General features: G+C 63.8%; 20 protein-coding genes. 10 read left to right on the top strand and 10 right to left on the bottom strand.

The features are described 5' to 3' along the window. The first annotated feature begins 1 nt into the window (after position 1). On the top strand, positions 2–790 hold the full coding sequence (locus CH283_RS26305; protein WP_094639741.1) for an alpha/beta hydrolase: 789 nt from the start codon (positions 2–4) through the stop codon (positions 788–790). Between the two features lie 26 nt (positions 791–816). On the opposite strand, the gene CH283_RS26300 is transcribed toward CH283_RS26305, so the two are convergent. From CH283_RS26300 to CH283_RS26280, 5 genes are read right to left on the bottom strand one after another with little or no spacing between them, the layout of a single operon-like run. Then, positions 817–1539, bottom strand: coding sequence for a TetR/AcrR family transcriptional regulator (locus CH283_RS26300; protein ID WP_255183352.1), 723 nt, complete (start codon positions 1537–1539; stop codon positions 817–819). A gap of 16 nt (positions 1540–1555) precedes the next feature. Beyond that, positions 1556–3094 carry an FAD-dependent monooxygenase gene (locus tag CH283_RS26295; RefSeq protein ID WP_094639739.1) on the bottom strand — a complete coding sequence of 513 codons (1539 nt, stop codon included), beginning with the start codon at positions 3092–3094 and terminating at the stop codon, positions 1556–1558. Then, on the bottom strand, positions 3091–4770 hold the full coding sequence (locus CH283_RS26290; RefSeq protein WP_068046748.1) for a (2,3-dihydroxybenzoyl)adenylate synthase: 1680 nt from the start codon (positions 4768–4770) through the stop codon (positions 3091–3093). The genes CH283_RS26295 and CH283_RS26290 overlap by 4 nt, the downstream gene beginning before the upstream one ends. Next, positions 4767–7088 (bottom strand): hydantoinase B/oxoprolinase family protein, encoded by a 2322-nt coding sequence (locus CH283_RS26285; RefSeq protein WP_068283571.1) that lies wholly within the window; start codon positions 7086–7088, stop codon positions 4767–4769. Before CH283_RS26285 ends, CH283_RS26290 begins: the two co-directional genes overlap by 4 nt. A 19-nt stretch (positions 7089–7107) precedes the next feature. Continuing rightward, positions 7108–9210 (bottom strand): hydantoinase/oxoprolinase family protein, encoded by a 2103-nt coding sequence (locus tag CH283_RS26280; RefSeq protein WP_094639738.1) that lies wholly within the window; start codon positions 9208–9210, stop codon positions 7108–7110. Between the two features lie 252 nt (positions 9211–9462). On the opposite strand from CH283_RS26280, the gene CH283_RS26275 reads away from it, so the two are divergent. Genes CH283_RS26275 through CH283_RS26255 form a run of 5 tightly spaced genes read left to right on the top strand, consistent with a single transcriptional unit; the run spans position 9463 to position 13683 of the window. After that, on the top strand, positions 9463–10215 hold the full coding sequence (locus tag CH283_RS26275; RefSeq protein WP_068046738.1) for a maleate cis-trans isomerase family protein: 753 nt from the start codon (positions 9463–9465) through the stop codon (positions 10213–10215). Positions 10216–10244: 29 nt separating this feature from the next. After that, the gene (locus CH283_RS26270; protein ID WP_068046735.1) at positions 10245–10880 is read left to right on the top strand and encodes a VOC family protein; all 636 of its coding nucleotides are present in this window, start codon (positions 10245–10247) and stop codon (positions 10878–10880) included. Beyond that, positions 10877–11122 (top strand): hypothetical protein, encoded by a 246-nt coding sequence (locus CH283_RS26265; protein WP_094639737.1) that lies wholly within the window; start codon positions 10877–10879, stop codon positions 11120–11122. Before CH283_RS26270 ends, CH283_RS26265 begins: the two co-directional genes overlap by 4 nt. Further along, complete coding sequence (locus CH283_RS26260; protein ID WP_068046728.1) at positions 11119–12348, top strand: alpha/beta hydrolase; 1230 nt, start codon at positions 11119–11121, stop codon at positions 12346–12348. The genes CH283_RS26265 and CH283_RS26260 overlap by 4 nt, the downstream gene beginning before the upstream one ends. Positions 12349–12369: 21 nt before the next feature. Further along, positions 12370–13683, top strand: a complete 1314-nt coding sequence (locus CH283_RS26255; protein ID WP_094639736.1) for an MFS transporter — start codon at positions 12370–12372, stop codon at positions 13681–13683. Positions 13684–13701: 18 nt separating this feature from the next. Here the strand turns inward: CH283_RS26255 and CH283_RS26250 are convergent, their stop codons facing one another. The 3 genes from CH283_RS26250 to CH283_RS26240 form a co-directional block, all read right to left on the bottom strand. After that, positions 13702–14493, bottom strand: a complete 792-nt coding sequence (locus CH283_RS26250) for an enoyl-CoA hydratase-related protein (protein ID WP_094639833.1) — start codon at positions 14491–14493, stop codon at positions 13702–13704. Positions 14494–14589: 96 nt separating this feature from the next. Further along, a complete protein-coding gene (locus tag CH283_RS26245) occupies positions 14590–15189 on the bottom strand; it encodes a TetR/AcrR family transcriptional regulator (RefSeq protein WP_094639735.1) in 600 nt (199 codons plus the stop codon). 40 nt (positions 15190–15229) lie between these two features. Further along, the gene (locus CH283_RS26240) at positions 15230–16738 is read right to left on the bottom strand and encodes an acetyl-CoA acetyltransferase (protein ID WP_255183351.1); all 1509 of its coding nucleotides are present in this window, start codon (positions 16736–16738) and stop codon (positions 15230–15232) included. A 309-nt stretch (positions 16739–17047) separates the two neighbouring features. On the opposite strand from CH283_RS26240, the gene CH283_RS26235 reads away from it, so the two are divergent. From CH283_RS26235 to CH283_RS26220, 4 genes are all read left to right on the top strand, one after another. Then, on the top strand, positions 17048–18088 hold the full coding sequence (locus tag CH283_RS26235) for an ABC transporter substrate-binding protein (RefSeq protein WP_094639734.1): 1041 nt from the start codon (positions 17048–17050) through the stop codon (positions 18086–18088). Positions 18089–18179: 91 nt separating this feature from the next. Next, entirely contained in the window at positions 18180–19340 is a 1161-nt protein-coding gene (locus CH283_RS26230) for an ABC transporter ATP-binding protein (RefSeq protein WP_068046715.1), read from the top strand. Beyond that, positions 19340–21064, top strand: a complete 1725-nt coding sequence (locus CH283_RS26225) for an ABC transporter permease (RefSeq protein WP_082898894.1) — start codon at positions 19340–19342, stop codon at positions 21062–21064. Before CH283_RS26230 ends, CH283_RS26225 begins: the two co-directional genes overlap by 1 nt. Then, complete coding sequence (locus CH283_RS26220; protein ID WP_068046713.1) at positions 21064–21825, top strand: SDR family NAD(P)-dependent oxidoreductase; 762 nt, start codon at positions 21064–21066, stop codon at positions 21823–21825. The genes CH283_RS26225 and CH283_RS26220 overlap by 1 nt, the downstream gene beginning before the upstream one ends. Positions 21826–21854: 29 nt before the next feature. Here the strand turns inward: CH283_RS26220 and CH283_RS26215 are convergent, their stop codons facing one another. Together CH283_RS26215 and CH283_RS26210 are read right to left on the bottom strand one after the other, a co-directional pair. Then, a complete protein-coding gene (locus tag CH283_RS26215; protein ID WP_094639733.1) occupies positions 21855–22871 on the bottom strand; it encodes an MBL fold metallo-hydrolase in 1017 nt (338 codons plus the stop codon). Beyond that, positions 22868–23203, bottom strand: coding sequence for an EthD family reductase (locus CH283_RS26210; protein ID WP_032386456.1), 336 nt, complete (start codon positions 23201–23203; stop codon positions 22868–22870). Before CH283_RS26210 ends, CH283_RS26215 begins: the two co-directional genes overlap by 4 nt. Between the last annotated feature and the right edge of the window lie 19 nt (positions 23204–23222).

Below are 23222 nucleotides of genomic sequence, written 5' to 3'. Positions count from 1 at the left end.
GATGAACATCCATAACCCCGGCGTGGCCACGCTCACGCTCCCCCACCGTGGGCAGGTGATCCGCGGCCACGAGTATCGACCCACGAACTCCGACAGAACAGCGCCGTCCGTTCTGATCGTGCACGGCTTCAGCGACTCGAGCATCGGACCACAGCGTCTCTTCGTGCAGATCGCTCGACGCCTCGTCGAAGCGGGAGCAGTCGTCCGCGCGTACGACCGACTCGGCCACGGCGTCAGCGACGGAGAGTTCGAGGACATCACCCTGCGCGACGAGGTCGAGCAGGTGTCGACCATGATCCGGGAGTTCGCTGCCGATCGATCTGCACCGGTGCACGTTCTCGCCCACAGCCTCGGCGCAGTGGAAGCGGCAATGGCGGCCACGCTCTTGTCCGACCGTGTCGCCAGTCTCACCTTGTGGTCACCTGCAGGCGTTGTCGTCGACGACATCACCGTCAAGCACGAGATCCAGGGCCAGCCCATCGATTCCGTCGCACAGAACGGCGGCTTCGACTTCGGCGGCATGTGGCTCGGACTGGCATTTTTCGACGACATCCGCAATGGCCTCGATGTGTACGAGGCTGCGGCCGGATACGACGGTCCCGTCGACATCGTCCACGGCACGGCAGACCGGATCGTGCCGCTCGAGTACGGACGCCGTTACGCAGAGTTGTTGCCACACGCGACATTCACCGAGGTCACCGGTGCCGACCACACCTGGTCATCGCGTGCGTGGCGAGGCGAACTTCTCACGCGTCTGCTGTCGTTCCTGGGGTTACCGGGCGCTGGGTGAGCAAGGCTCCGGCGCGAGTCCGTCGATCACGATTCCGATCGATCCCGAGCCAGGATGCGTTCGAGGTAATCGAGATCCTCGCGGAGCATCGAGATCGCACGTTCGGGCCCCTCTGGTACGAGAGGCGTTCCGCTGTCCTGGACGACGGTCCGCAATGCCATGTCGGCGAGTTGAGTGGCCACACTCCGATCGGCGTCCGGGTCACCGCTCTGATGCCACCAGGCGACCCAGTTGAGCATGCCGATGATGCCGAGTGCTGCTGTGCGCGGGTCGACAGGCCTGAATTCCCCTGCCCTGACGCCATTTTCGACGACCGTCACGAACTCCTTGAGCACGTGCCTGCGACTCTGCTGGTACGTCCGCGAAATCTCCTCGGGCAGATCGGCTTCCGACCTGATGATGAGCTTGAAGCGGTCGGCGGTTTCGGCCTGGTTCAGGGCGATCGCGGTGGCCATCTTGCGTAGCTTCTCGGTAGGGCCGAGATCGGATCGCGCATTGATCTCGTGCAGAACTGCGGCCGGGGTCTCGGTGCTCTCGCTGATCAGGCGCGAGAGTAGCTCGTCCTTGTTCGCGACATAGTGATACAGCGCCGGGCGGGTCAGACCGGTCGCGTCCGCGATGTCCTGCAGTGTGGTGCTGGCAAAACCCTTCTCGGCGAACAATCGCGTGGCCTGGTCGAGAATTTGCTTCTCGACCAGCTCCCGACGCGGATTGCGCGCCGATCCTCGTGGTGAGTCCTCGCGTGTCATGACCGAAGAATAACCGTCACCGTCGTCGAGAACCGACAAACACGAGGTGGGTACGCGCACTGACCAGACCTGCCACCGCATCGGACAAACACTCCTCCGGCACGTCGACGACGACGAGCGCACCGGTGCTGCGCATCATTCGCTCCGCGACATCGAGTCGGGTCAGGACGTGATCACGCTCGCCGGACCCCGTCAACCACACCGTGGAACTTGCCCTGGACTCGTCGACGATGGCCGTCGCCTTCTCGTTCCACGCAGATTCGACGTCGACGGAGACCACCGTCGTCGTCGGGTCTTCGCGCAGATCGGGCGGGGCGAATCGATCGGAAAACGACCGCCCACCGTGTTCGATGCGCCGCGAGAGGATCCAGCGGGACACATCGGCAGGAACCTCCGAGTCCGCGGGAACCCGCGCGTAGCTCGCGATTCCCTTCCACGCCACCTCGGGAGCAGATTCGAGGAATCGCTCGAGACCGACCTTTCCGGCGCGCGTCATGTACGCCACCATCAGTTGGTCCACGGGCAGATCCATGCGCTGCGGAAAGGACTCCCACCACTGTTCACTTCGCACGGCAATCTGCTGAAGGTGTTCGACCGCGGGGCGACGCACCCGTTCGTACTCGGTGAGGGCATCGCCGACGGTCGCAGCCGACGCCAGTGCCGCATCGAGGGCGATGGCGTCCTCCATCGCCAGCTTCGTTCCCGATCCGATCGAATAGTGCGCAGTGTGCGCGGCGTCTCCGAGAAGAACTATGTTGTCCACCGACCACTTTCGACACTTGACCGTTCGGAACTGCATCCACCGGGTCCGGTTTCCGATGAGGCTGTGATCCTGAAGAGTGAAGGAGAACGCTTTCTCGAGATAGCGCAACGATGCCTCGTCGCTGTGGGCTGCGCCCGTGGCAGTAGTTGTGACGTCGAAGCCCGCCCGGTGCCAGGTATCGAGATCCGTCTCGATCAGGAACGTACTGCGATCCGGCGCATAGGGATACGCGTGGGCAACGAACGTGCCGTGCTCGGTGGTGACGGGTACGAATATGGCGCTCTCTAGTGCGAAATCCGTTCCACACCAAAGGTAGAGGCCTGTTCCGGTGGTGATGTCGGCACCGAATCGACCGTCGGCCGTACGGGTCGCGCTGTTGATTCCGTCCGAGGCGATCACGAGGTCCACATCGAGGTCGGCGGGTTCGCGGCGTTCGCCGAACTCCAGCCGAACTCCTGCATCGCGCGCTTGTTCCTGCAACACGGACAGCAGAGACGTCCGCGCTATCGCGAGAAGATCACCGTGAGCCAAGCGGGCCGTTCTGTTCCCTACCTGCATCGACATCTCGTGTGAGTACGCTTGAGCGACAATCGCATCGAGTGACGCAGCGTCGGCCTGACGGAGATTCCGCTGTGTCCGTGAGGCGAGGCCGACTCCGAACCCGAACGTGGTGTCCGGTGAACTCTGTTCGTAGACGGTGATCTCCGCCTTGGGATTGGACAGTTTCAGCAGCCGTGCGGCGTAGAGGCCGCCGGGGCCCCCGCCGATGACTGCGACGCGGTCGAGTTTCATGGTTGCCTCTCGAGCTTCGCGGCGATGTCCAGCCGCAAACGCTTCTTGTCGATCTTGTTGACGTTGGTTCGAGGAAGCGCGTCGAGCCATTCGAGGCGCTCCGGCCATTTGAACTTGGCCACACCGAGACCCGCGAGATGCTCCTGCACGTCGGCCATCGTCAACGGGTCCCCGTCGGTGACGAGATACGCGCACGTCTTCTCGCCGAGTCGAGGGTCGGGCATCGCGACGACGGCCGCGCCCACGATGGCCGGATGGTCGAGGAGGAGCAGTTCGACCTCCTCGGCATTGATCTTCTCGCCGCCGCGGTTGATGAGGTCCTTGATGCGCCCCTCGATCGTGATGTACCGCTCGCCTTCTACGACGGAGATCGACGCCAGATCGCCGGTCCGGTAGAAGCCGTCCGAGGTGAAGGCAGTCCGATTGTGCTCGGGGGCCCCGAAATACCCGGTGATCGTGTACGGGCCACGGCAACACAATTCGCCGACTTCCCCGTCGGACAGCTCGATCTCCGTGCCGGGATCGAGGATGCGCACCTCGTCCTCGGCGCAGACAGGAGTGCCGACGGTGGTGATTCGAGCGTGGCGAGGGGCGGCTACCGGGGTGACGGTGAGCAGCCCCTCGGACATCCCGAACAGCTGACCCGCCCAATGGTCTCCGCCGTCGTCGACGCGGTCCATCAGCGCCGGTGACACTTTGGCCCCGGACAGGATCACGTGCCGCAGACGCCCACGCACCCGATCGAACTCGGGACTCAGTACGGCCTGGTAATGACCGTGGCCGATCAACACCTCGGTGGCCTCCGCACGCTCCATGAGGTCCAACGCCGATCCGACATCGGCGGTGGAGAGCACGAGACACGCGCCCACCGAATGCGAGGCGTGCAGACCGCAGGCAATGCCTGCGTTGTGCACGATGGGTATCAGATGGGCGACGCGGCTGTCCGACGTCCACTGCAGCCGCTGCGCATACATGAGTGCGTTGTTCCAGTATTCGGCATGGATCCGCGGAATGACCTTGGGTACTCCCGTTGTGCCGCCGGACAATTGGAACGCAACCACATCCTCGGGAGCCGTCTCGGCCTCGATGGCTTCGACGAGAGCTCGGGCCTCGTCGGGGTCGATGTCGCGGCCGATGTCCTCCAACCGCAGTCCGTCACCTTCGTTCGCCCCGACCGTCACCACGTGGCGAACGGTCTCGCTCCCTGCGGCGTGTTCGTGGGCGAACGAGACCAGGTCGAACGACGGCAGACCGGCTTCGACCACGTGCGCGACCGCGCCCACCGCGGCACCGATGTGCGCGATCTCGTGCATTCGGTGCGCGGCCAGTGTGGCGACCGGAACCAGTCCGGCCTTGATGCAGCCGTACCAGGCCAGCACCGTCTCGAGCCGGTTCGTCATCTGGAACAGCACAGGGTCCAGGCGCACCAGTCCCTGTCGAATCAATCCGGCGGCGATGGCATCGGTACGACGATCGAGTTCGGCGAACGTCATCGAGCCCTCGGCGCTGATGATCGCGAGCCTGTCGGGATACCGAAGTGCGATGTCGTGGAACCGGCGACTCGTGGGAAGTGAGCTCCACGAACCACTCCGGCGGTAGCCCTGCGCGCGATCCTCCGGGTATCCCACCAGCCTGCCGTCCCAGTCCGAGTGGGTCGTCTCCGTGGTCACCGTCATCGTTCGGCCACCGCAGGAAGTAGTCGAGAGATCTCCAACGAATGATCGGGATGATCGGCAGGAACGATTCCCGAGTACACGGCAGTCCAGCATCCCGGGCAGCACAGCTGACGGAACACGATGGGTGTGTCGACGTAGATGGAGGGATCCGATGTCACCTGCGGCCCCGCCGCCGAGGACGGCCCCTCGTAGCGAGCCAGATCCAGTACACCACTCGACTTCTCGTCACCGAGGAGCCGGCCGCACTGTGCGCAGGCGATGACCCGAACGTCCCCGACGGTCACCTCGGACAGGTTGTCGTCGAGACGTCTTGCCAGCGAGAGATCCATGGTGGGAGCGTCGGAGTGCTGGGTGGAACGCGTGCGCCGTTCGTCGATCATGTCTCGACGTCGTCGCGCAGTTGCTGCCTCGTCCACCTTTCCCGCGTCGATGACCACGCCGTAAACGACGTTCGCCCCCTCTGCGGTGACCTTGCCCTCGCGTAGGTCCACGACCACAGCCGCCGGATCGCGATGCAACGGATCTCCGTAGCCGCCGCCTCCCTGCCAATGCATGTACAGCACCTCACCGGGAGCGACATAGCTTTCGGCGTAGCACGCGCCGAATTCCTTTCCGCCGCCAAGATCTTCGAGGGCTCCGGGAATCTTTCCCGCTGCGAACTGCTCGATGACGTCGGTACTGCGCGCCAGAATTTCGAGTCCGGTGTTGCCGGGGTACCCGCCGGCCAGGCCGTTGTTCTGCGCCACGGCTTTACCCGCCGAGGCGAGGACGAGGCCCATCGGGAGCGAGGTGCCGTACGGCGTCACAGCGAGCGATGCACTGACGCCACCGCGTTGACGACCGGGTCCACCCGAGTCGGGCTCCTCACGACGCCACAGTGTGAGCAGCGGGTAGAGGAACTCGGTCATTTCCGTATCGGGGATGCGCCCCATCGGAATACAGAAGAGTCCGCCGGTGTCCATGCCGTCGGCGGTCGGTCGTGCGCCGTAACCGCCTGCCATCGGTTCCATCATGATGTTCAGGAACGGAACGGGTTGGTCCCCGCGTTCGTCGAGGCCTGCGATCACCGCGGTGTCCCAGGTACCGCAGCACGCGGCCTGCACGCTCTTGCCGAGGTCGACCGATCGGTCGAGCATCTGCGACAGGCATTCCGCGATGAGGGTTCCGGTCAGCCAAGCGGGTCCGATGGGACCACGGCTGACCGCTGCCGGGAAGCTCGCGTTGTTGATGGTGCCCTCCTCGGACACCAGGTCGAAGCAACGCATCAATCCGCCTGCGGACCAGGGAATGTCACCCGCGAGGATCGGAAGCAACGCGAGCATGACGCCGCCGCGCATCCCAGCGTAGGTGCAGTTGATGACGCCCGTCTGCTTGTCGGTGCCGGTGAAGTCGAACGTGAGATGGTCGTCGGTCTTGCTCATCGCGACGGTGATCTTGTGAACCTCGCGGTCACCGGTGTGCGACTGGTCCTGGTAGCCGGTGGCCTTCCAGGTCCCGTCGGGGAGCGAGGAGAGCTTGCTGCGCAGTCGCCCTTCGGCGTCGGTCATCATGCGCTTCATGACGGCTTTGACGGTGTCGGCACCGTACTGCTCGATGACGGCCAGCATGCGGTTGCGTCCGACGGTGTTCGCCCCGATCTTGGCACGCAGGTCGAGTCCGACCAGCATGGGAACGCGGGAGCGTCGAACCCAGAGGTCTGCGACGTCGCGTTGTAGCTCGTAGTCGCGGACCACCTTGACCGGTGGAGTCGGAAGCGATTCGGAGAAAACATCTTTCGCCGACGGATCGAACGATCCGAGACCGGAACCACCGAGATCGGGTTCGTGGCAGATCGCGCTGGTCCAGGCGAACAGCTTGCCCTCGTGGAAGATGGGTTGGTAGACGATGACATCACTCTGATGTAGTCCCCCGCCGACCCATGGATCGTTGCAGAGGAACATGTCGCCCTCCACGATTCCGGGGTTGGTGGCGCGGTGCTGCAAGGTCCAGTAGATCGCCAGGTCAACGGCTCCGACCAGCATGGTGTTGTAGAGGCCGACCTGAACCTCTTGTCCCAGTTCGTCACTGATCGCGAAGTCGAAATCGTTCGCGTCGGTGACGATGGGTGAGCCGGACATTCGTTTGAGTGCCTCGCCCATCTCGTCGGTGACCGACCAGAGTCGGTGCCGGATGACCTCGTAGGTCAGCGGGTCGAGTTCGTCGATCTGCTGCTGGGTGACGGTGTGCACCGGCAGCGTCGGCGGGAGCGCGCGGGCGAGGGCGTCGGGGTCGACGGGGCGGGACGAGAAGATCTCGGACCCGGGAATCGCTGATGTCATGTTCGGTTCTCCTGTGGTCTCAGCCGGCGACGATGTTGAGGTTGCCGAGGCGGTCGACAGTTCCGGTGGTGCCGTGCGGGACGACGACAGTGGTCGTCGGGACTTCGACGATGGCGGGGCCGGCGAGCACATGCCCGGCGGCGAGCTTGCTGTAGTCGTAGATGTCGGTGTCGACATAGCCGATTCGGCCGTCCAGGTTGACCTTTCGAGTGCCGATGCGAGCGATCGAGGCGTCGGCGGAGTCGGCGGACTTCAGTTCGGGGAGGGTAGGCGAGAACGGCAGGACGCCGGTTGCACGCACGCGATAGGTGATTGCTTGGATACCTGCTTCACGGAATCCGCTGTCCTTGCCGTACAGATCTGCGTAACGCTGCTCGAAGAGATCGGAGGCGTGTGCGACGCTCGCCGAGTCCAGCGAGCCCTCGGGAATGGTTGTTGCAACCTCTGCCAACTGCATCGTGTACCGCATGTCGATATCACGTTCGACCTGGACAGACGTGAAATTGAGCCCTTGTCGACCGAGGGCTTCGCGGACGCGCTTCTCGAGACTGTCGAAATTCGCTTCTGCGCGAGCAGGATCGAGCGGCATCGCTGCCGGGTCGGACAGCTCGGCCGCGAGCACGATGTTCGACGACGCAAGACCGTAGGCCGAGAACGCCGATGCCACCTGCCCGAGCGGAACGATGACCTCCTTGACGCCGACTTCGGCTGCATAGGCGGCGCAATGTGATGGGCCGGCTCCGCCGAACGCGTAGAGAACGAAGTTGCGCGGATCGTGCCCGGCTTCGACGACGGTCTTGCGCAGAAGGTCGCCGGTCTGTGCGTTCTGGACGGCATAGATCGCGGCGGCTGCGTCCTCGACCGACAGACCGAGCGGTTCCGCGATGCGGCGTCGAATGGCCTCGCGCGCACGCTCTTTGTCGAGTGGTTTGCGTCCTCCCAGCAGGCCGCGCTCGGGGAGTATCCCGAGGACGAGATTGGCGTCGGCGTTGGTGGGTTCGGTGCCGCCCTGCCCGTAACAGGCAGGTCCGGGTACCGCCTGGGCGCTGTGCGGACCGATCTGGAGGTTGCCACCCGCATCCACCCACGCTATGGCACCGCCGCCCGAGCCGATGGCGTGCACCTGCAGGGTGGGGACATTGATCGGGTGGTGGTTGATGATGGTGCTCGACGCACGCACCGGCTCACCGTCCACGACGAGGCCGACGAGGAATGTGGTTCCGCCGACGTCGGTGGCGATGATGTTCTTGTGACCGAGCTGCTTTCCGAGTGATACCGCTCCGACCACGCCGCCGGTCAACACGGACCCGACTGTGCTGATGGCGTTCTTCGGGGCCTCGGCTGCGGCAACGGCACCGCCGTTGCTCTGCATCACCAGCAGTGGTCCCGCGAGATCGAGGGCACGTAGCTTCTTTTCCAACGAGCCGAGGTAATCGCGCAACCCTGGGCCGATCTGGGTACTCATGATCGTGGTTGCGTTACGGGCGAACTCGCGGATGCGCGGGCTCACCTCGGAGGACAGCGAGACGAACATGTCGGGGTCGATCTCGTGCACGAGTTCACGAATGCGTTGCTCGTGCACGGGGTTACGGAACGACCAGAGCAGCGAGACCGCGATGCCGGAGACACCGTCGTCGACGAGGCTTCGGATGGCGATACGTGCGGACTCTTCGTCGAGGGCTACGACGACGTTGCCGTCTCGATCGAGGCGTTCGGTGACCTCCAGCGCATGCCGCTTGGGAACGAGACCGTGGGACTTGCTCTGCCCCAACACGTTCTGCAGTTGCTCGGGCGAGCCACCGAGGTACCGGCCCTCGACGTTCATGATGTAGATCGAATCGCGATGCCCCTTGGTGGTCAGGAACCCGACCGGCGGGACGTTACCCATCACCAGAGCGTTGAGCGAGGACGTGGTGCCGTGCGCGATGTGGTGGGTGTTCGCCAGCATTTCCTGCACCGGGCATCCGAGTTGCTCGGCCAACGCTTCGAGAACGTCGATGACGCCCTGTGAATAGTCGGGCGGAGTCGAGGGCGCTTTTGCAGCGACCACGGTCCCGGAACTGTCGTCGAGTACTGCGTCCGTGAACGTTCCGCCGACGTCCACTCCGATCACATAGGTCATGCCGGTGTGCTCCTTAGGTCCGAGTCGAAGACGTCCTGGCGTGTGAGAGCGAAACACCCTCGAACAGTGCTTACGTCTGCGTCGAGTATTCGACGTAGACGACAACATGTCAAGCACGAATGTGAGTGCCGTCACCCTCCTCGATACTGCCCGAACGGACGCATCGATTCGATTTCCCTGGTCCAAGCCGCTTGACGAATCGTCGCAGACGTCGAATACTCGTCATCAGCGTCAATTACCGAAAGGCAGTTCATGAGTATTCATCGTGTGGGCTTGGTCGTACCGAGCTCCAACGTCACCGTGGAAACGGAGATGCCCGCATTGTTGGCGCGACATCGACATGCCCGGTTTTCGTTCCACTCCTCGCGCATGCGCATGCAGGCCGTGTCGCCGGAACAATTGCGGGCCATGAATGCCCAGCGCGAACGGTGCATCCTCGAATTGGGCGATGCCGGAATCGACGCTGTTCTCTATGCGTGCCTCGTCGCCCTCATGGTCGCCGGGCCCGGGGAACACCAACGGGTGGAGGGGCTCGTCGCGGAACAACTCGCCACGGGCGGGTCCGATGCAGCCGTCAGGTCGAGCGCGGGCGCTCTTGTGGAAGGCCTTCGTGCCCTGGACGCCAAGAACATAGTTCTCGTGACGCCGTACATGCGACCACTCGCGGAGAAGGTCGTCGACTACATCGAGGCCGAGGGCATTCGCGTACTCGATTGGCGTGCGCTGGAGGTGTCAGACAACGCCGAAGTCGGCTGCATCCCAGGCGAACGAGTCATGGACGCGGCACGGTCGTTGGATCTCACCGGTGCCGACGCCCTGGTGATTTCCGCGTGCGTACAGATGCCGTCCCTACCGCTCGTCCAGGCTGCCGAGGACGAATTCGGCATCCCCGTTCTGTCGGCCGCGACGGCAGGTGCCTACAGCCTGCTCCGTGCGCTGGACCTACCCGTCGATCTTCCGGACGCCGGCTCACTTCTTCGGGCAGACGCCGTCGTCACGTCCTAGATCGTCACTTTCGTAGAGAGGAAATCTTCATGTCCGACTTGCCACACAAGGTCCGGGGCGTCGACCACGTCGCCTACCCCACGTTCGATCCGGCAGCAACGGTCGAGTTCTACCGTGACGTTCTCGGGTTCCCCGTCGTCCACTCCATCTGCGCAGCAGGATGGGGCCCGGAGAAGCATCCGGACTTCATCCACTTCTTCTTCGACATCGGCAACGACGACCGACTCGCGTTCTTCTACTACTTCGGTCTCGAACCGTTCGACGGAGGACCACAGGGTGATTCGTACTCGCGTTTCGCCGAGGACGTACCGATCTTCTTCATCCGCTCGCGTCATCTCGCGATTCACGTCGACAGCGAAGCGGACCTGATGGAATATCGGCGACGGTTGGACGGCAGTGATTGGCCCGTGGAGATGCAGATCCAACACGAGACGATCGAGTCGATCTACACACACGATCCCAACGGCTACATGATCGAGCTCACCCGCGCGATGCGTCCGGTCACGCCGCAGGAAGATCTCGACGCGAACCTGACGATCGACGCCCTGATCGACATCGTGCGCGGACCCGACCCGAGCATGGCGAACCTGTTGACCCGCAAGGCCGAACTGATCGTCGAACGTGCGGCCGACTGGTCGGCCGAGAACGAGGTGGGAGTGTCGTGACCACGTTGTATGTGCTCGACATACCCGAGAACACCAGTATCGCCTCGGTGGCCGACGTCGACCCAGCCGTACGCGTCGACCACGTCGGCCCGTACTTCCGCATAGTCTCGGACAAGGACATCGTCATCGATCGTCGAGCCACCGGATGCAGGCACGCCGTCTGGTACAGCAGCGTCTCCGGCCTGTCGGAGTCTCGAATCACGCAGTGGGACAGAGACGCCCTGCGCGTCGAGCAGTCATGAATCGGACCCGACTCGGTGCTGGACGCTACCTCGATGCGGCCGAGGCACCGACGAACACCGTCACGTCGACGCACGAGCTGACCACTGCCGATGGCGCCAAGGTCAGTGGAGTGTTGCGAACGGTTCCCGGCGCGGACCTCGTCGTTGCGTTGATGCACCCGCGCCAGGATCTGACGCATCACGTTCTCGTGCCAGAGCTGCTTGCACGCGGATACGCAGTGTGGACCCAGGGCACGCGATCGGTGAACAACGACATCTCGCTGGTGCACGAGCAGGCTTTGCTCGACGCCGCGGCCGGGCAGGTGTTCCTTCGCTCCCGCTCTTTCGATCACGTTGTCACACTCGGACACTCGGGCGGTGGAACGCTGTTCGCGTTCTACTGCGAGCAGGCCGGGCTCACGCCCGAGGAGCGGCTGGCAGCAACGCCGGCCGGCCGGCCGATCGACCTCGCATCCGCGGAGATGCCCGTACCGGACGGTGCGATTTTCATGGCTCCACACCCGGGACAGGGCGCGCTGCTGCTGCGACTGATCGATCCGTCCGTGGTCGACGAATCGGACCCCATGTCCGTCGACCCGGCACTCGATCCTTTCGACAGTGCGAACGGATTCGTCGAGGCACCGGAAAGCTCTCACTATTCCGCCGATTTCGTTCAGAAGTACCGCGCCGCTCAGCTCGAGCGCGTCACTCGCCTCGACGTGATCGCGCGGTCACGGGTCGCCGAAGCATCCGAGGCCCGACGGCGTTTCAAGACAAACGGCAACGCCCACGACCGTCGAGAGGCGTTGGCACCGCGGATATTGACCGTCTATCGCACCGATGCGGACCTGAGATTCACCGACCTGTCGCTCAGTTCCAACGCCCGCCCCTACGGTTCACTGTTCGGCCGGCGGCCCGATCTGACGAACTACGGACTCGTCGGCTTTGCGCGCTTGTCCACGCCGGATGCCTGGCTGTCGACGTGGTCCGGTCTGAGCTCCAATGCCGACTTCGTTCGGTGCGCACCGTCGGTCACGGTCCCGTCGTTGTTCGTCGAATTGACCGGCGATCAGGCGTGTTTCCCGGAGGACGCGTCGAGAATGGTCGAGGCTCTGGGCTCAGTGGACAAGTCTCACGTGGCGATCGAGGGCACCCACTTCGGTGGCCCCATTCACGATGGCGCGCCCACCGGCGCGTCTCTGGCCGCCGCCGATATCGGTGACTGGTTGTCCCAACACTTCATCTGACCCTCTCGCGAGCGGAATATCATGTCACGTAACACTTTTTCTCCCGTCGTTGCGCTGTGCCTGGCGGCCTTGACGTTGGAGGGGTACGACCTTCTGATGTACGGAACGGTGGTGCCGTCGCTCCTGGCGTACGAGCCGTGGGACCTGGATCCGGCGACCGTCGGTGTACTCGGATCCGTGGTGGGAGTCGGCATGCTGGTCGGGGCACTCGCCGCGGGCAGCATCGCGGATCGTTGGGGCAGACGACGCGCCTTGATCGCCGCGGTCGCCCTGTTCTCGGCCGCAATGGGATGCTGCGCAATTGCACCCTCGCCCGAATTGTTCGGAGCAGCGCGATTTGTCGTCGGCGTCGGTGCTGGGGTTCTGATGCCGACCGCGGCGTCGATGCTGATCGAATTTTCCCGCCTCGACACCAGAGCGAGAACGGTCGCACTGGGGTTCGTGGGCACCAGCGTCGGCGGTATCGCAGCGGGGATCCTGTCGCTGTGGCTCGTCCCGGCATTCGGCTTCCGAGCGATGTTCGCAGCTGGGATGATCCCGGCGTTGTTGATTCTGCCGATGATGATCGGATACCTCCCCGAGTCGCCCGCCTTCCTCAACGCGCGGGGTAGGACGGATGCAGCACAAAGGATCTCGACTCGTTACGGACTCGAGGACACAGTCGAGGTTTCCGGTGGTGAGCCGACATCGACAGATCGCGGAATCGCTGCGCTGTTCACCGCGAACCGTGCGCGAGTGACGTTGTCCTTCTGGGTGATGACCCTGCTGTGTCTGCTCGTGTTGTTCGGCGTCGCGACCTGGTTGCCTGCAGTGATGCGATCGGCCGGATACCCGCTCGGTGCCGCACTGTCATTCCTGCTGGTGCTCAACGTCGGCGGTGCAGTGGGCGCGCTCGGCGGCGCTTACCTGGCGGACCGGTTCGGCATCAAGACGGTGACGACCCTCGGATTCCTTTGTGCAGCAGTGTCGTTGGCATTGATCGCGACCACTCCCCCGATCGGGATCGTGTACGTTCTGGTGCTGATCGCAGGAATGGGAACGACCGGGACGCAGATCCTGCTGAACACCTTCATCGGTGGCTACTACCCCGTGTCCTGCCGGACCACAGGACTGGGCGTCGCGCTCGCGGTGGGGCGACTGGGCGCGATCGTGGGTCCTACCTACGGTGGACTGTTCGTCGCCGCGGGTGCGGGAACCAGCACTCAGCTTCTGGCTTTCGCCTTGCCGGCGATCATCGGAGCCGGGGTGACGATTCTGATTCCGGCGGGACGACAGCTGCGTAGCAGCCGAGCCTCTACGTCGGAAGGTCTACACCAGGTACCCGAGGCAAAATGAGTGCATTCACGATCGGATTCACTTTCCGGTCCATATCGGGTCCCGTTTCTGCATGAAGGCCATGATTCCCTCGACAGTGTCCGCCGATCGGCTCAGTGACTCCAGGGCCTGTTCGCTGAGTTCCCAGCTGCGGGCTTCCGTCTCGATCTCGCCGTCATCGATCCCGCGAGCGACGCGCTTGCTCGCCTGAACAGCGAGAGGTGCGTTCGCGGAGATGACGTCTGCGAGGGCAAGAGCAGTGCTCATCACTTCGGCCTGAGGAACGACGCGGTTGACCAATCCCCACCGGAGCGCGTCCTGGGCGCTCATGGCGTTCCCGGTCAGCAGTAGCTCCAGCGCGACAGCACGCGGCAGGGCTGTGGTCAATCTGAAGACCCCTCCCGCTCCGGCGATGAGACCGCGCTTCACTTCGGGAAGTCCGAAGGTCGAATTCTCCGCGGCTACAACAAGATCACCGGTCAATGCGAGTTCCGTGCCACCGCCCAGGGCGCTGCCGTTCACTGCGGAAATCACCGGTTTCGCAATGTGGTGTTTGACGATTCCGGCGAAACCCCAGTGCGCGGTCTCGGGTGGAGTCACTCCCGCGGGCCCGGATGTGCCGAGAGCTTTCAAATCTGCTCCGGCGCAGAAGATTTTGTTGCCTGCGCCCGTCAACACCACAACTCGAATGTCGTCTGTCTCCTGCGCAAGCTCCCATGCAGCGCCCAAACCGCGGTGCACATCGGCGTTGATGCTGTTGGCTGCCTCCGGCCGGTCGATGGTGACGACGAGGGTGTGTCCCCGCACTTCGGTGAGTACCACTTCGGACACGTCGATCCTCATTCCTTCGGGCCGTGAGACCCCACAACACTAATTCAGACAGTCACTGTCTGCAATGGTTCGGCCTGTAGCCCGGTCGTTCAACGGCTAACTCAACGCTCGCAGAACGGTGTCGACGACCACTGTCGAGTGGTCAACGGCAGCAGTGGTTCTCGATCCTGAGTGCGCCTGCGAGAAGAGCGCACGCGCCAACACCGCTCCCGTCACGAGTTCGAGCAGTAACGTCGTCGACGTGCCCTCGGGCAGCTCTCCACGCGCGACAGCCCGGCGGACGATGCGTCGAGCAGTGACGAGGCGGCTCTGGTTGAGAGTGTCGGTGAGATGGGACAACAGGTCCGGATTCACCCTCGCGTCGAGAGTCACCCGTAGCGAGACCAAGCCGGAGAGCTCCCCGTAGCCGACGGCCAATTGTTCCGCGAGTTCGACGAGGTCCCCACGGACCGATCCGGTGTCGATCGGCGTCGACAGCGGCGACCGAGCTTCGAGCGCCTGGACCAGAAGTTCTTCCTTGTCGGCCCAGCGGCGGTAGAGCGCTGCCCGGCCGACCTTGGCCCGCCGCGCGACTGCGTCGAATGTGAATCCGCGCCAACTGGTTTCCCAGTACACCTCGAGCACGGCGGTGTACACGCGGTCCTCCATGTCCGCGTCACGGGGCCTGCCCGGTCCTCGGGGAGAATCTTCAGACATGACTGCATCCTCTCACCGGTCTGCCGGCCGAACGCGACGATCACATGCAGAAATCGACGGCAAGGTTCCCTTCGCTGTCCACCAGGTCTATTCGGCGTCCGACGGCCGACTCGTTCTGCACGGACACGAGGTCGTGAAGCGTCGTTGCGAATTCATGTCCAGCTCGGCCCGCTACCCGCGCCCCATCGTCGGTGGCAGCCACGACAAACGCTTGCTCCGGCAGGCCGCTACGGTCGTACGTGACCGTAGCCGTCTCGATGGTCGCCGTTCCCGAGTAGCCGTGCACGACGCGTGCCGGCGTACCCGACACAGTCACCTGCTCCGGGTCGCCGATGTATCCGTCGCGATGAGCTCTCGTGGACAGCAGCACCACGTGCTGGTACGTCAGATAACCGCCGTTTGCATGAACCAATGCGACTCCGGAATTCTTGCGCAGCAGTCGCGTCGATTCCGCAATGGCATGGAGCGAGTAGCTGCTCAACGGCCCACCGAAGAACGAATGTCCTCCCAGGACAGTGGGAGTCGCCCCCTCGGCCAGGCCGAGCTCGTCGGCCAACAGGTTCGGCACGATCGGAAAGCAGCTGTATGCATCGACGAATGCCAGGTCCTCGCTGGCCACCTCGGCCCTCGACAGTGCCCGCCGCACGGCCGCGCGAAGAGCTGGTGCGTCGTCGAACACCGGGCGCGCCAACACATCCGGATTGTCGACTGCACCCGCACCACCCCACAGGTACACGATTCGATCCTCCGCCACACCGGCCTCACGGGCGGTCGCCAAGGAACAGACCATGGCCGCAGCTGCTTGATCGACGAACGGCATGGCGTTCATCGATAGCGGATAGCAATCGGACACAGACCGATTCGATGAACTGACGGTGCCGATGTCTTCCGGCGTGCGTGCAACAGGGCTCCATGCAACGGGATGTTCGGCCGCAATTGCCGAGAAGCGGGAGTACATGTCGGCCGATTCGCGCATCCCCTGGTCTGGGTTCAGGCCACGGCTGTGGGCACGCGCGTTCTCGAAGAGCGGGTAGATCTGTACCGGTGCCAGGATTCCTGCTCGCTGCATTTCGGCGCTGCCGAGGTCCTCGGGCGAGAACGACGGAGGGCCTCCCGGTACGGTCGTCCAACCCGATTCACCGGGGTCCACACCCGCTTTCGTCATGGCACGGACGGAGGCCTGCGCCTCGCCGCCCACCACCAGTGCTGCAGTAGTGCGTCCTTCGGCGATATCTCGACCGACCTGGTCGAGTAGGCGCGCGGGGTGATGCCCACCGATCGTGCTCGAGGAGCTGGATGTGAGGGTGACGCCCAACCTCTCGGCGACCAGAGCCGGAAGATCGGCGTAGTTCCAGCTCGTGGTGCGAACTGCATGTATCGCATCGAGCTGCGCGCTCAGACCCGGTGCTCCTGTGTCCTCGATCGCCGCATTCACAGCGCGCAGAACGAGATCGAGCGGCTCGATGGCGCTCTGCGCAGTGCCGTCGCCTGTGAACTTCAGGTCACCCACACCCACGATGACCGGGACTCGTTCCGCATTGATGGACATGCACACAGGCTATACGGACACAATTTGTCTGCAATCGATAACCGTCCTGTCAAGAACAGCGACTCACCGAGTGACCGCCGGCCGAATTCGGAGCGTCCGTGCACCCACTCCCCCACCACCCCGACCTGGTGATTGACATCACAGGGACCGGCCGCTATCTTTCAAACTGACATCAGTTCAGTTTGACGAACGTTGCGGCTGGTTCGAGCGCGTACGTGAAGTCTGCGATCGATGTCGCCCGACTCCACGTCAAACGATGGCTCGCCGAGTTCTTGGGAAGTCATCGACGTGCCCGAAAGGAACGCAGGCATGAACAAGTTCAGGACGACGCTCGTTGCCGTGATTGCAACGGCCACGATGGTAGGCCTCACCGCATGCGGAGGCTCGTCTTCCACCGCGTCCGCTCCGGTGGAGGGCGACTGGGATGCCGTGATCGCTGCCGCGAAGGAGGAGGGCAGTGTGATGCTCTACTCCAGCCAGAAGCCGGCCAACCTCGATGCGCTGACAGCGGCTTTCGAGGCGCAGTACCCGGAGATCGACATGGAGTACGTGCGCGGAACCGACTCCGAGATCAATCCCAGGGTAGAAACCGAGAACCGAACGGGGGCAGGGATCGCTGACGTCCACATGACCACCGACGCCTCCTGGATCGAGAATGCCGCCGAATCCGGCCGATTCTCCACCGACCTCATCGGCCCCGACCTGGATGCGCCCGCTTTCGATCCTGCGGACAGCGTCATCAACGATCGGTTCTTCCTCTCCAGCGCAGCGGTGTTCGGACTCGGGTGGAATACCGCAGCGGTGCCGGACGGCGTCGACGCTCCCGAGGACCTGATCGATCCGAAGTTCCAGGGCAAGATCGGCATCGTCAACCCCACCGGGTTCGCGTCGTACGTCGATCTGTACAAGTACTACTCCAAGACCTTCGGAGAGGACTACTGGAACCAGATCGCCGAACTCGCGCCCCGGGTGTACCCCAGCGCACTCGCAGTAGCGCAAGCTCTGACCTCGGGTGAAGTGACTGTCAGTCCCATGGTTCAGCCTCTCGTCACCGAGGTTGCCGCAGGCGCGCCGGTCGACTGGGCATTGCCGGACAGTCCGTGGGGAACACCTTGGTACTCAGAGGTTCTCGGTGCTTCCCAGCATCCCAACGCAGCGCAGGTGCTCGCGAACTTCATGGTGACAGCCGGAGGACAGCAAGCACTGAACGGCGGCTACGCGGCCGTTCTGCCGGATATCGAGGGTGCAGTCGCGCGAGCCCAGGACATCGCATCGCCCGACCTCGCCGAACTGACGCCGGAAAAGGTCGAGCAATACTCACAGGAATGGCAGACCCTGTTCCAAGGCTGACCCTCCACTGTTACCGAGTTCGCCTGGGCGCTCGACCCACGACATGCACTGTGACAGCCACGCACACCGATACTCCGAAAGTGAGTACGCAATGACCTCTCGATTCGCGGTCTCCGGACTGACGAAGAAGTACGGTACGAACGTCGTCGTAGACAGCCTCGACCTCGAGATCGAGCAGGGCGAATTTCTGGTCCTGCTCGGGCCGAGTGGTTGCGGCAAGACCACGACGTTGCGGTGCCTCGCCGGACTGGAGACACCCCAGGGCGGCTCCATATCTTTCGCGGGCCGGACAGTGTTCGATGCGTCGTCGAAACTCCATGTGCCTGCGCACAAGCGGAACATCGGCATGGTGTTCCAGTCGTATGCGCTGTGGCCCCACATGACGGTCGCAGAGAACATTCGGTACCCGTTGACGGTGCGCAAGCTGAAGAAGGCGATTGCCGACGGCGCGGTCGAGACGGCCGCGAACATGGTCGATTGCGGTGCGTTGCTCGACCGGTACCCCTCGCAGCTCAGCGGCGGCCAGCAGCAACGTGTCGCGGTCGCTCGCGGGCTCGTGGCGCAACCGGATCTGGTGTTGTTCGACGAGCCTCTGAGCAATCTCGATGCGCGCCTGCGAGATCAGGTTCGATCGCAGATTCACCAGTTGCACCAACAGCTCGGTTTCACCGCCGTGTTCGTCACTCACGACCAGTCCGAGGCGTTCGCTCTCGGCGACCGTCTCGCGATCATGAAGGCCGGAAAGATCGAGCAGTACGACGAGCCCGAGCACGTCTTCGAGAATCCGGCGTCGGAATACGTCGCCGCGTTCATCGGGATGGGTAATCGGCTCGAACTGATGCGCGGCCACGACGGATGGGTCACGAGCGGCTCGGACGTCATCGACCTTCAGACGGCCACCGTTCGTGAGCGTGCCGACGAGGGCACTCGTGCCGTAGCGCGGTTCCGACCGGACGACGTGCTGTTGCACGACACTGCCGACCAGGTGCCGCCCGGAAACATTGCCCTGCACGCAGAACTCGTGACGTACGAATACGGCGGTCGGTACTTCGACGTGGCAGTCAAGACCGGCGACGAGCAGTTGACGCTGCGAGCCACGGCTACCGAACACAGTGCGGCGCTGCGGCGTAGCAGGCCCGGACAGCCGGTACTCGTCAGCTTCGCGCCGTCGTGTCTGCGGGTGTACGCGCTGCCCGACGCGTCGTCGGCCGCGAGCTCCGAGCTCGTCGGTTCCGCAGGAAAGACCTCGTGATGGCCACGCTCGTCGACGTCGAACGTCCCGAGTCCACCGAGACGACCGGTAAGCGCTCACTGGCGATCTCGCCGAATTGGCGCGCGCGAATCGGGTACGCCGCCGTCCTCGCCGTGTTGGCCTACCTGGTGGTACTCCCCATGGTGCGTCTGCAGATGCTCGCGTTCGAGGACGGAGCTGCCGGATACCGAAGTCAGTACGGCCGCTTCGACATCGGCGTCACCCTTCGAACCACGGTGGCGTTGGCGCTGGGTTCGTTGGTCATCGCGATGGTGCTGGGAACGCTGCTCGCCTTCGCCGCGAGCAGGCTTCCCGCCAAGCTCGGTTGGCTGCGTGTCATTCCCATCCTGCCGATCGTGATGCCGGCGGTGGCAAGCGTGGTGGGGTGGGCATTCCTGCTCTCCCCCGGGCCCGGTTACCTCAATGTGGTGTTGCGCCTGCTGCCGTGGTGGAGCGGATCGGACAGTGGGCCGATCGACGTGTACACCGTCCCGTGGATCATCGTTCTCACCGGCTTCGGTCTGACGTCGTTCGTCTATCTGTTCGTCAGTTCCGGCATGCAGAACATCAGCTCCGAGCACCTCGAAGCAGCTCAGGTCAGCGGATCGTCCACGGTCGGAATCTTTTTCAAGATCGTCCTCCCGCTGCTTCGACCGTCCCTCATCTACGGCGGCGGTATCGCGCTGCTCCTCGGACTCGGCCAGTTCACCGGCCCCCTGCTACTGGGTGCGAACACCGGAGTCAAAGTGCTGACCACCGAGATGTACCGCCGGGTGTCGGAGTCCCCGTCGGACTTCGCCGCGGCAGCGGCCGCCGGGTCTCCGCTGGTGATCTTCGGACTGGTACTCGTGCTGGCGCAGAAGGCGTTGCTGGGCAACCAGACTCGTTTCGTCACGCACGGCGGCAAGGCATTCGCGCCGTCCACCGGTAAAGCCACGTGGGCGACGGTCACCATCGTGGTGTTCGCACTCTTCGCCCTGGTCATCCCGCTGGTCGGTCTGATCATCGTCTCGTTGACGCCGTACTGGTCGGGATCGTTGTCGCTGAGTCTGTTGACGCTGGACAACTTTCGGGCACTGATGGATACGACGGCGGTGGTGGAGTCGGTCCTGACCAGTGTGCTGACCTCACTGGGCGCGGTCGCGATCTGCATTCCGCTCGGATACCTGATGGCAAACCTTCTCGTCCGCGGTCGTCGGTTCAGAATTCTCGCGCTGATCGCAGACCTCATGACCGCACTGCCACTGGGCATCCCGGCCGTGATCTTCGGCGTCGGATTCCTGCTCACGTACACCGAACCGCCGCTGATCCTCTACGGAACCAGAACGGTGATCATCCTCGTGTACATCGTGCTGATGCTGCCGTTCTCGACGAGGATGCAGATGACGGCCATGCTCTCGCTCGGCAACACGTACACCGAGGCGTCGGCCACCAGTGGCGCGTCGCCTTTCGTGACGAATCTACGAATCATGTTGCCGCTGATGCGTCCGACGATCCTCAGTGCCGTCGCGCTCATGTTCATTCTGCTGACCCATGAATTCGCCGCGTCACTTCTCGTGCGAGCGTCCACCACTCAGGTGATGGGCACGCTGCTGTTCGACATGTGGCAGAACGGCTCCTACCCACTCGTGGCTGCAATGGCACTACTGATGACTGCTGTGACCACGATCGGTGTCGCCGCGGCGATGCTCGTCGGTGGGCGCAACGTACTGAGCAAGCTGTGATGGGCGCGCAGTCCCGCCTCCAGGACAAGGTCGTTCTGGTCACCGGGGCAACCGGAGGAATCGGCACCGCGATCGTCGAGCGTCTGGCCTCGGAAGGGGCCGTGATCGTGGTAACCGACGTCGACGGTAACGCGTGCGCAGCCCTCGTGGCGGACCAGGCCGACAGTGAACGCCATCTCCCGATCGCACTCGACATCACCCGGGAAGATCAGTGGCACAGCGCTGTCGAGGCAGTGGCCGCGCAGTACGGTCGGCTCGACGCCGTGGTCAACAACGGTGCCATCGGTAGCCTCGGAACCGTCGTCGACGAGGATCTCGACCGCTACAACCGAGTTGTCGAAGTCAGTCAGACCGGGACGTGGCTCGGAATGAAGCATGCCGGCGCGTATGTCGAGCGCTCCGGCGGAGGATCCATCGTCAACATCTGTTCCATCCTCGGCAGCGTCGGCGGCCTCGGCAACAGCTTCGCCTACGCCGCGGCCAAAGGCGCTGTGCGCACGATGACCAAGAATGCAGCCCTGCACTGGGCCACCAAGGGTGTTCGAGTCAACTCCATCCACCCTGGCTTCATCGGCACAACGCAGTTGCTCGAACGCTACGAGGGCTCCGAACGTCACAGCGCCATGATTGCGCACACTCCGATGGGTCGACTGGGGACCGGGGCCGAAGTGGCTGCCGCCGTCGCCTTTCTGGCCGGGGACGACTCGACGTTCGTCACCGGGACCGAGCTGTACGTCGACGGCGGTTGGACCTGCGACTGACCGCTCGGGTAGGGCTCTCGGAGGATGCTTCAGCAGGTGGTGAAGAAGTCCACCCCGTTGGAGGTCCGCGCCGACAGTCTGCCGCGCTGGACCAGAACGTCCAGGTGCGCCAGCGTCTCGCAGGTCGCCACCATCTGGTTGAAGCTGTCCAGGCTGGCGAACGAGCGATCGTGCCGAGTCCACGTCAGGCCGGACGCCACGTCCAACCCGGTTGCCCGAGCAGCAGATTCGACGACGCTCTCGGTAGCGGCGAGACGGCGATCGTGGTGTTCGAGCAACTGCCGGCAGCGCTCGTGCACGCCGGCACCCGGATGGCCGTGCGACGGCAACATCGCCCGGTCCGGTTCGTCGAGCATCGCGGTCAGCGACGTCAGGTACTTGCCCAATGGAAGGTCCCACTCACCGAGCTCGAACCCGATCGACGGCGTGATCGTGGGCAGAACGTGGTCTCCCGTGTAGCACACGTTCCGGTCGGTGTCGTGAAAAACCATGTGGCCCTTGGTGTGCCCGGGGGTGTGTACAGCGACAACCGCATGGCCGGGAATGTCGACGGGACCGGGTTGCAACCACGCGTCCGGTAGCTCCCAGTCCGAGGCGTCGAAGGGTTCGGCCTTCCCGCTCTCGGAGGCGGTGCGAGCGATCTCGAACGCGCCCGCTCGCTCGAGTTCCCGGATCGAGCTGACCGGCACGTTGCTGCGCAACCGACCGATCGCTTCGATGCCCGGTGCCTCTGCGGCACCGAGATGCACCCGGGTTCCGTATCGACGACGCAGCTCGACGGCGAACGTGTAGTGATCACGATGCACGTGGGTGACGTACACGTCGTGAATTTCGGACGGCCGACGTCCGATGCGACGCAAGGCGTCGACGAGCTCGTCGTGGGTGGAGGCTCGGTGCCAACCGCCGTCGATCAGGACCAGCCCCGTATGAGTCTCCAGCACGTAGACATTGATCGCGCGCAGACCGTCCTGAGGCATCTGCAGAGGAACGCGATGGACGCCGTCTGCCACTGCAAAACAGCCTGGATCGGCCCACGACGAGGTCATCCCGCGTCGCTCGCGAGAGGCACCATCGTCTTCTCGTCGCCATACCACATCATCCGTCGACCACCCATGGTCCCGACGTGGTCGACAGCGGCTTTCCACTCGTCACTGGCCAAGGCGGCCTCGAGCGCGTCGCGCGACTCGAAGCTGAGCACCGACAGCCCGTCCCACCCTTGGGACTTGCTCCCGAATGCTTCGAGTAGTTCGGTGTGCTGCCAACGGAGCAAGCCGGGCAGGGGGTACGTGACATCGGCGTGCTCCCCGCGCCACCACGTGATGAACTGCTCGTGCGTCCACTCTTCCGGACGGGCGGCTACGAGTACCAAATTGTACATTTCTCTCCTAAGTGAATTC

Origin of the sequence: Rhodococcus sp. 05-2254-2 (assembly GCF_002259095.1) — a bacterium.
Lineage (GTDB): Bacteria > Actinomycetota > Actinomycetes > Mycobacteriales > Mycobacteriaceae > Rhodococcoides.
This window is presented reverse-complemented; position numbering and strand designations above follow the sequence as displayed.

Excerpts from the sequence above, each read along its gene's own strand:
- CH283_RS26280 (WP_094639738.1), bottom strand. The coding sequence starts at position 9,210 with ATGACCTATGTGATCGGAGTGGACGTCGGCGGAACGTTCACGGACGCA.
- CH283_RS26270 (WP_068046735.1), top strand. The coding sequence starts at position 10,245 with ATGTCCGACTTGCCACACAAGGTCCGGGGCGTCGACCACGTCGCCTAC.
- CH283_RS26215 (WP_094639733.1), bottom strand. The coding sequence starts at position 22,871 with ATGACCTCGTCGTGGGCCGATCCAGGCTGTTTTGCAGTGGCAGACGGC.
- CH283_RS26235 (WP_094639734.1), top strand. The coding sequence starts at position 17,048 with ATGAACAAGTTCAGGACGACGCTCGTTGCCGTGATTGCAACGGCCACG.
- CH283_RS26285 (WP_068283571.1), bottom strand. The coding sequence starts at position 7,088 with ATGACATCAGCGATTCCCGGGTCCGAGATCTTCTCGTCCCGCCCCGTC.
- CH283_RS26290 (WP_068046748.1), bottom strand. The coding sequence starts at position 4,770 with ATGACGGTGACCACGGAGACGACCCACTCGGACTGGGACGGCAGGCTG.
- CH283_RS26300 (WP_255183352.1), bottom strand. The coding sequence starts at position 1,539 with ATGACACGCGAGGACTCACCACGAGGATCGGCGCGCAATCCGCGTCGG.
- CH283_RS26210 (WP_032386456.1), bottom strand. The coding sequence starts at position 23,203 with ATGTACAATTTGGTACTCGTAGCCGCCCGTCCGGAAGAGTGGACGCAC.
- CH283_RS26260 (WP_068046728.1), top strand. The coding sequence starts at position 11,119 with ATGAATCGGACCCGACTCGGTGCTGGACGCTACCTCGATGCGGCCGAG.
- CH283_RS26305 (WP_094639741.1), top strand. The coding sequence starts at position 2 with ATGAACATCCATAACCCCGGCGTGGCCACGCTCACGCTCCCCCACCGT.
- CH283_RS26240 (WP_255183351.1), bottom strand. The coding sequence starts at position 16,738 with ATGTCCATCAATGCGGAACGAGTCCCGGTCATCGTGGGTGTGGGTGAC.
- CH283_RS26255 (WP_094639736.1), top strand. The coding sequence starts at position 12,370 with ATGTCACGTAACACTTTTTCTCCCGTCGTTGCGCTGTGCCTGGCGGCC.
- CH283_RS26275 (WP_068046738.1), top strand. The coding sequence starts at position 9,463 with ATGAGTATTCATCGTGTGGGCTTGGTCGTACCGAGCTCCAACGTCACC.
- CH283_RS26230 (WP_068046715.1), top strand. The coding sequence starts at position 18,180 with ATGACCTCTCGATTCGCGGTCTCCGGACTGACGAAGAAGTACGGTACG.
- CH283_RS26245 (WP_094639735.1), bottom strand. The coding sequence starts at position 15,189 with ATGTCTGAAGATTCTCCCCGAGGACCGGGCAGGCCCCGTGACGCGGAC.
- CH283_RS26295 (WP_094639739.1), bottom strand. The coding sequence starts at position 3,094 with ATGAAACTCGACCGCGTCGCAGTCATCGGCGGGGGCCCCGGCGGCCTC.
- CH283_RS26225 (WP_082898894.1), top strand. The coding sequence starts at position 19,340 with ATGGCCACGCTCGTCGACGTCGAACGTCCCGAGTCCACCGAGACGACC.
- CH283_RS26220 (WP_068046713.1), top strand. The coding sequence starts at position 21,064 with ATGGGCGCGCAGTCCCGCCTCCAGGACAAGGTCGTTCTGGTCACCGGG.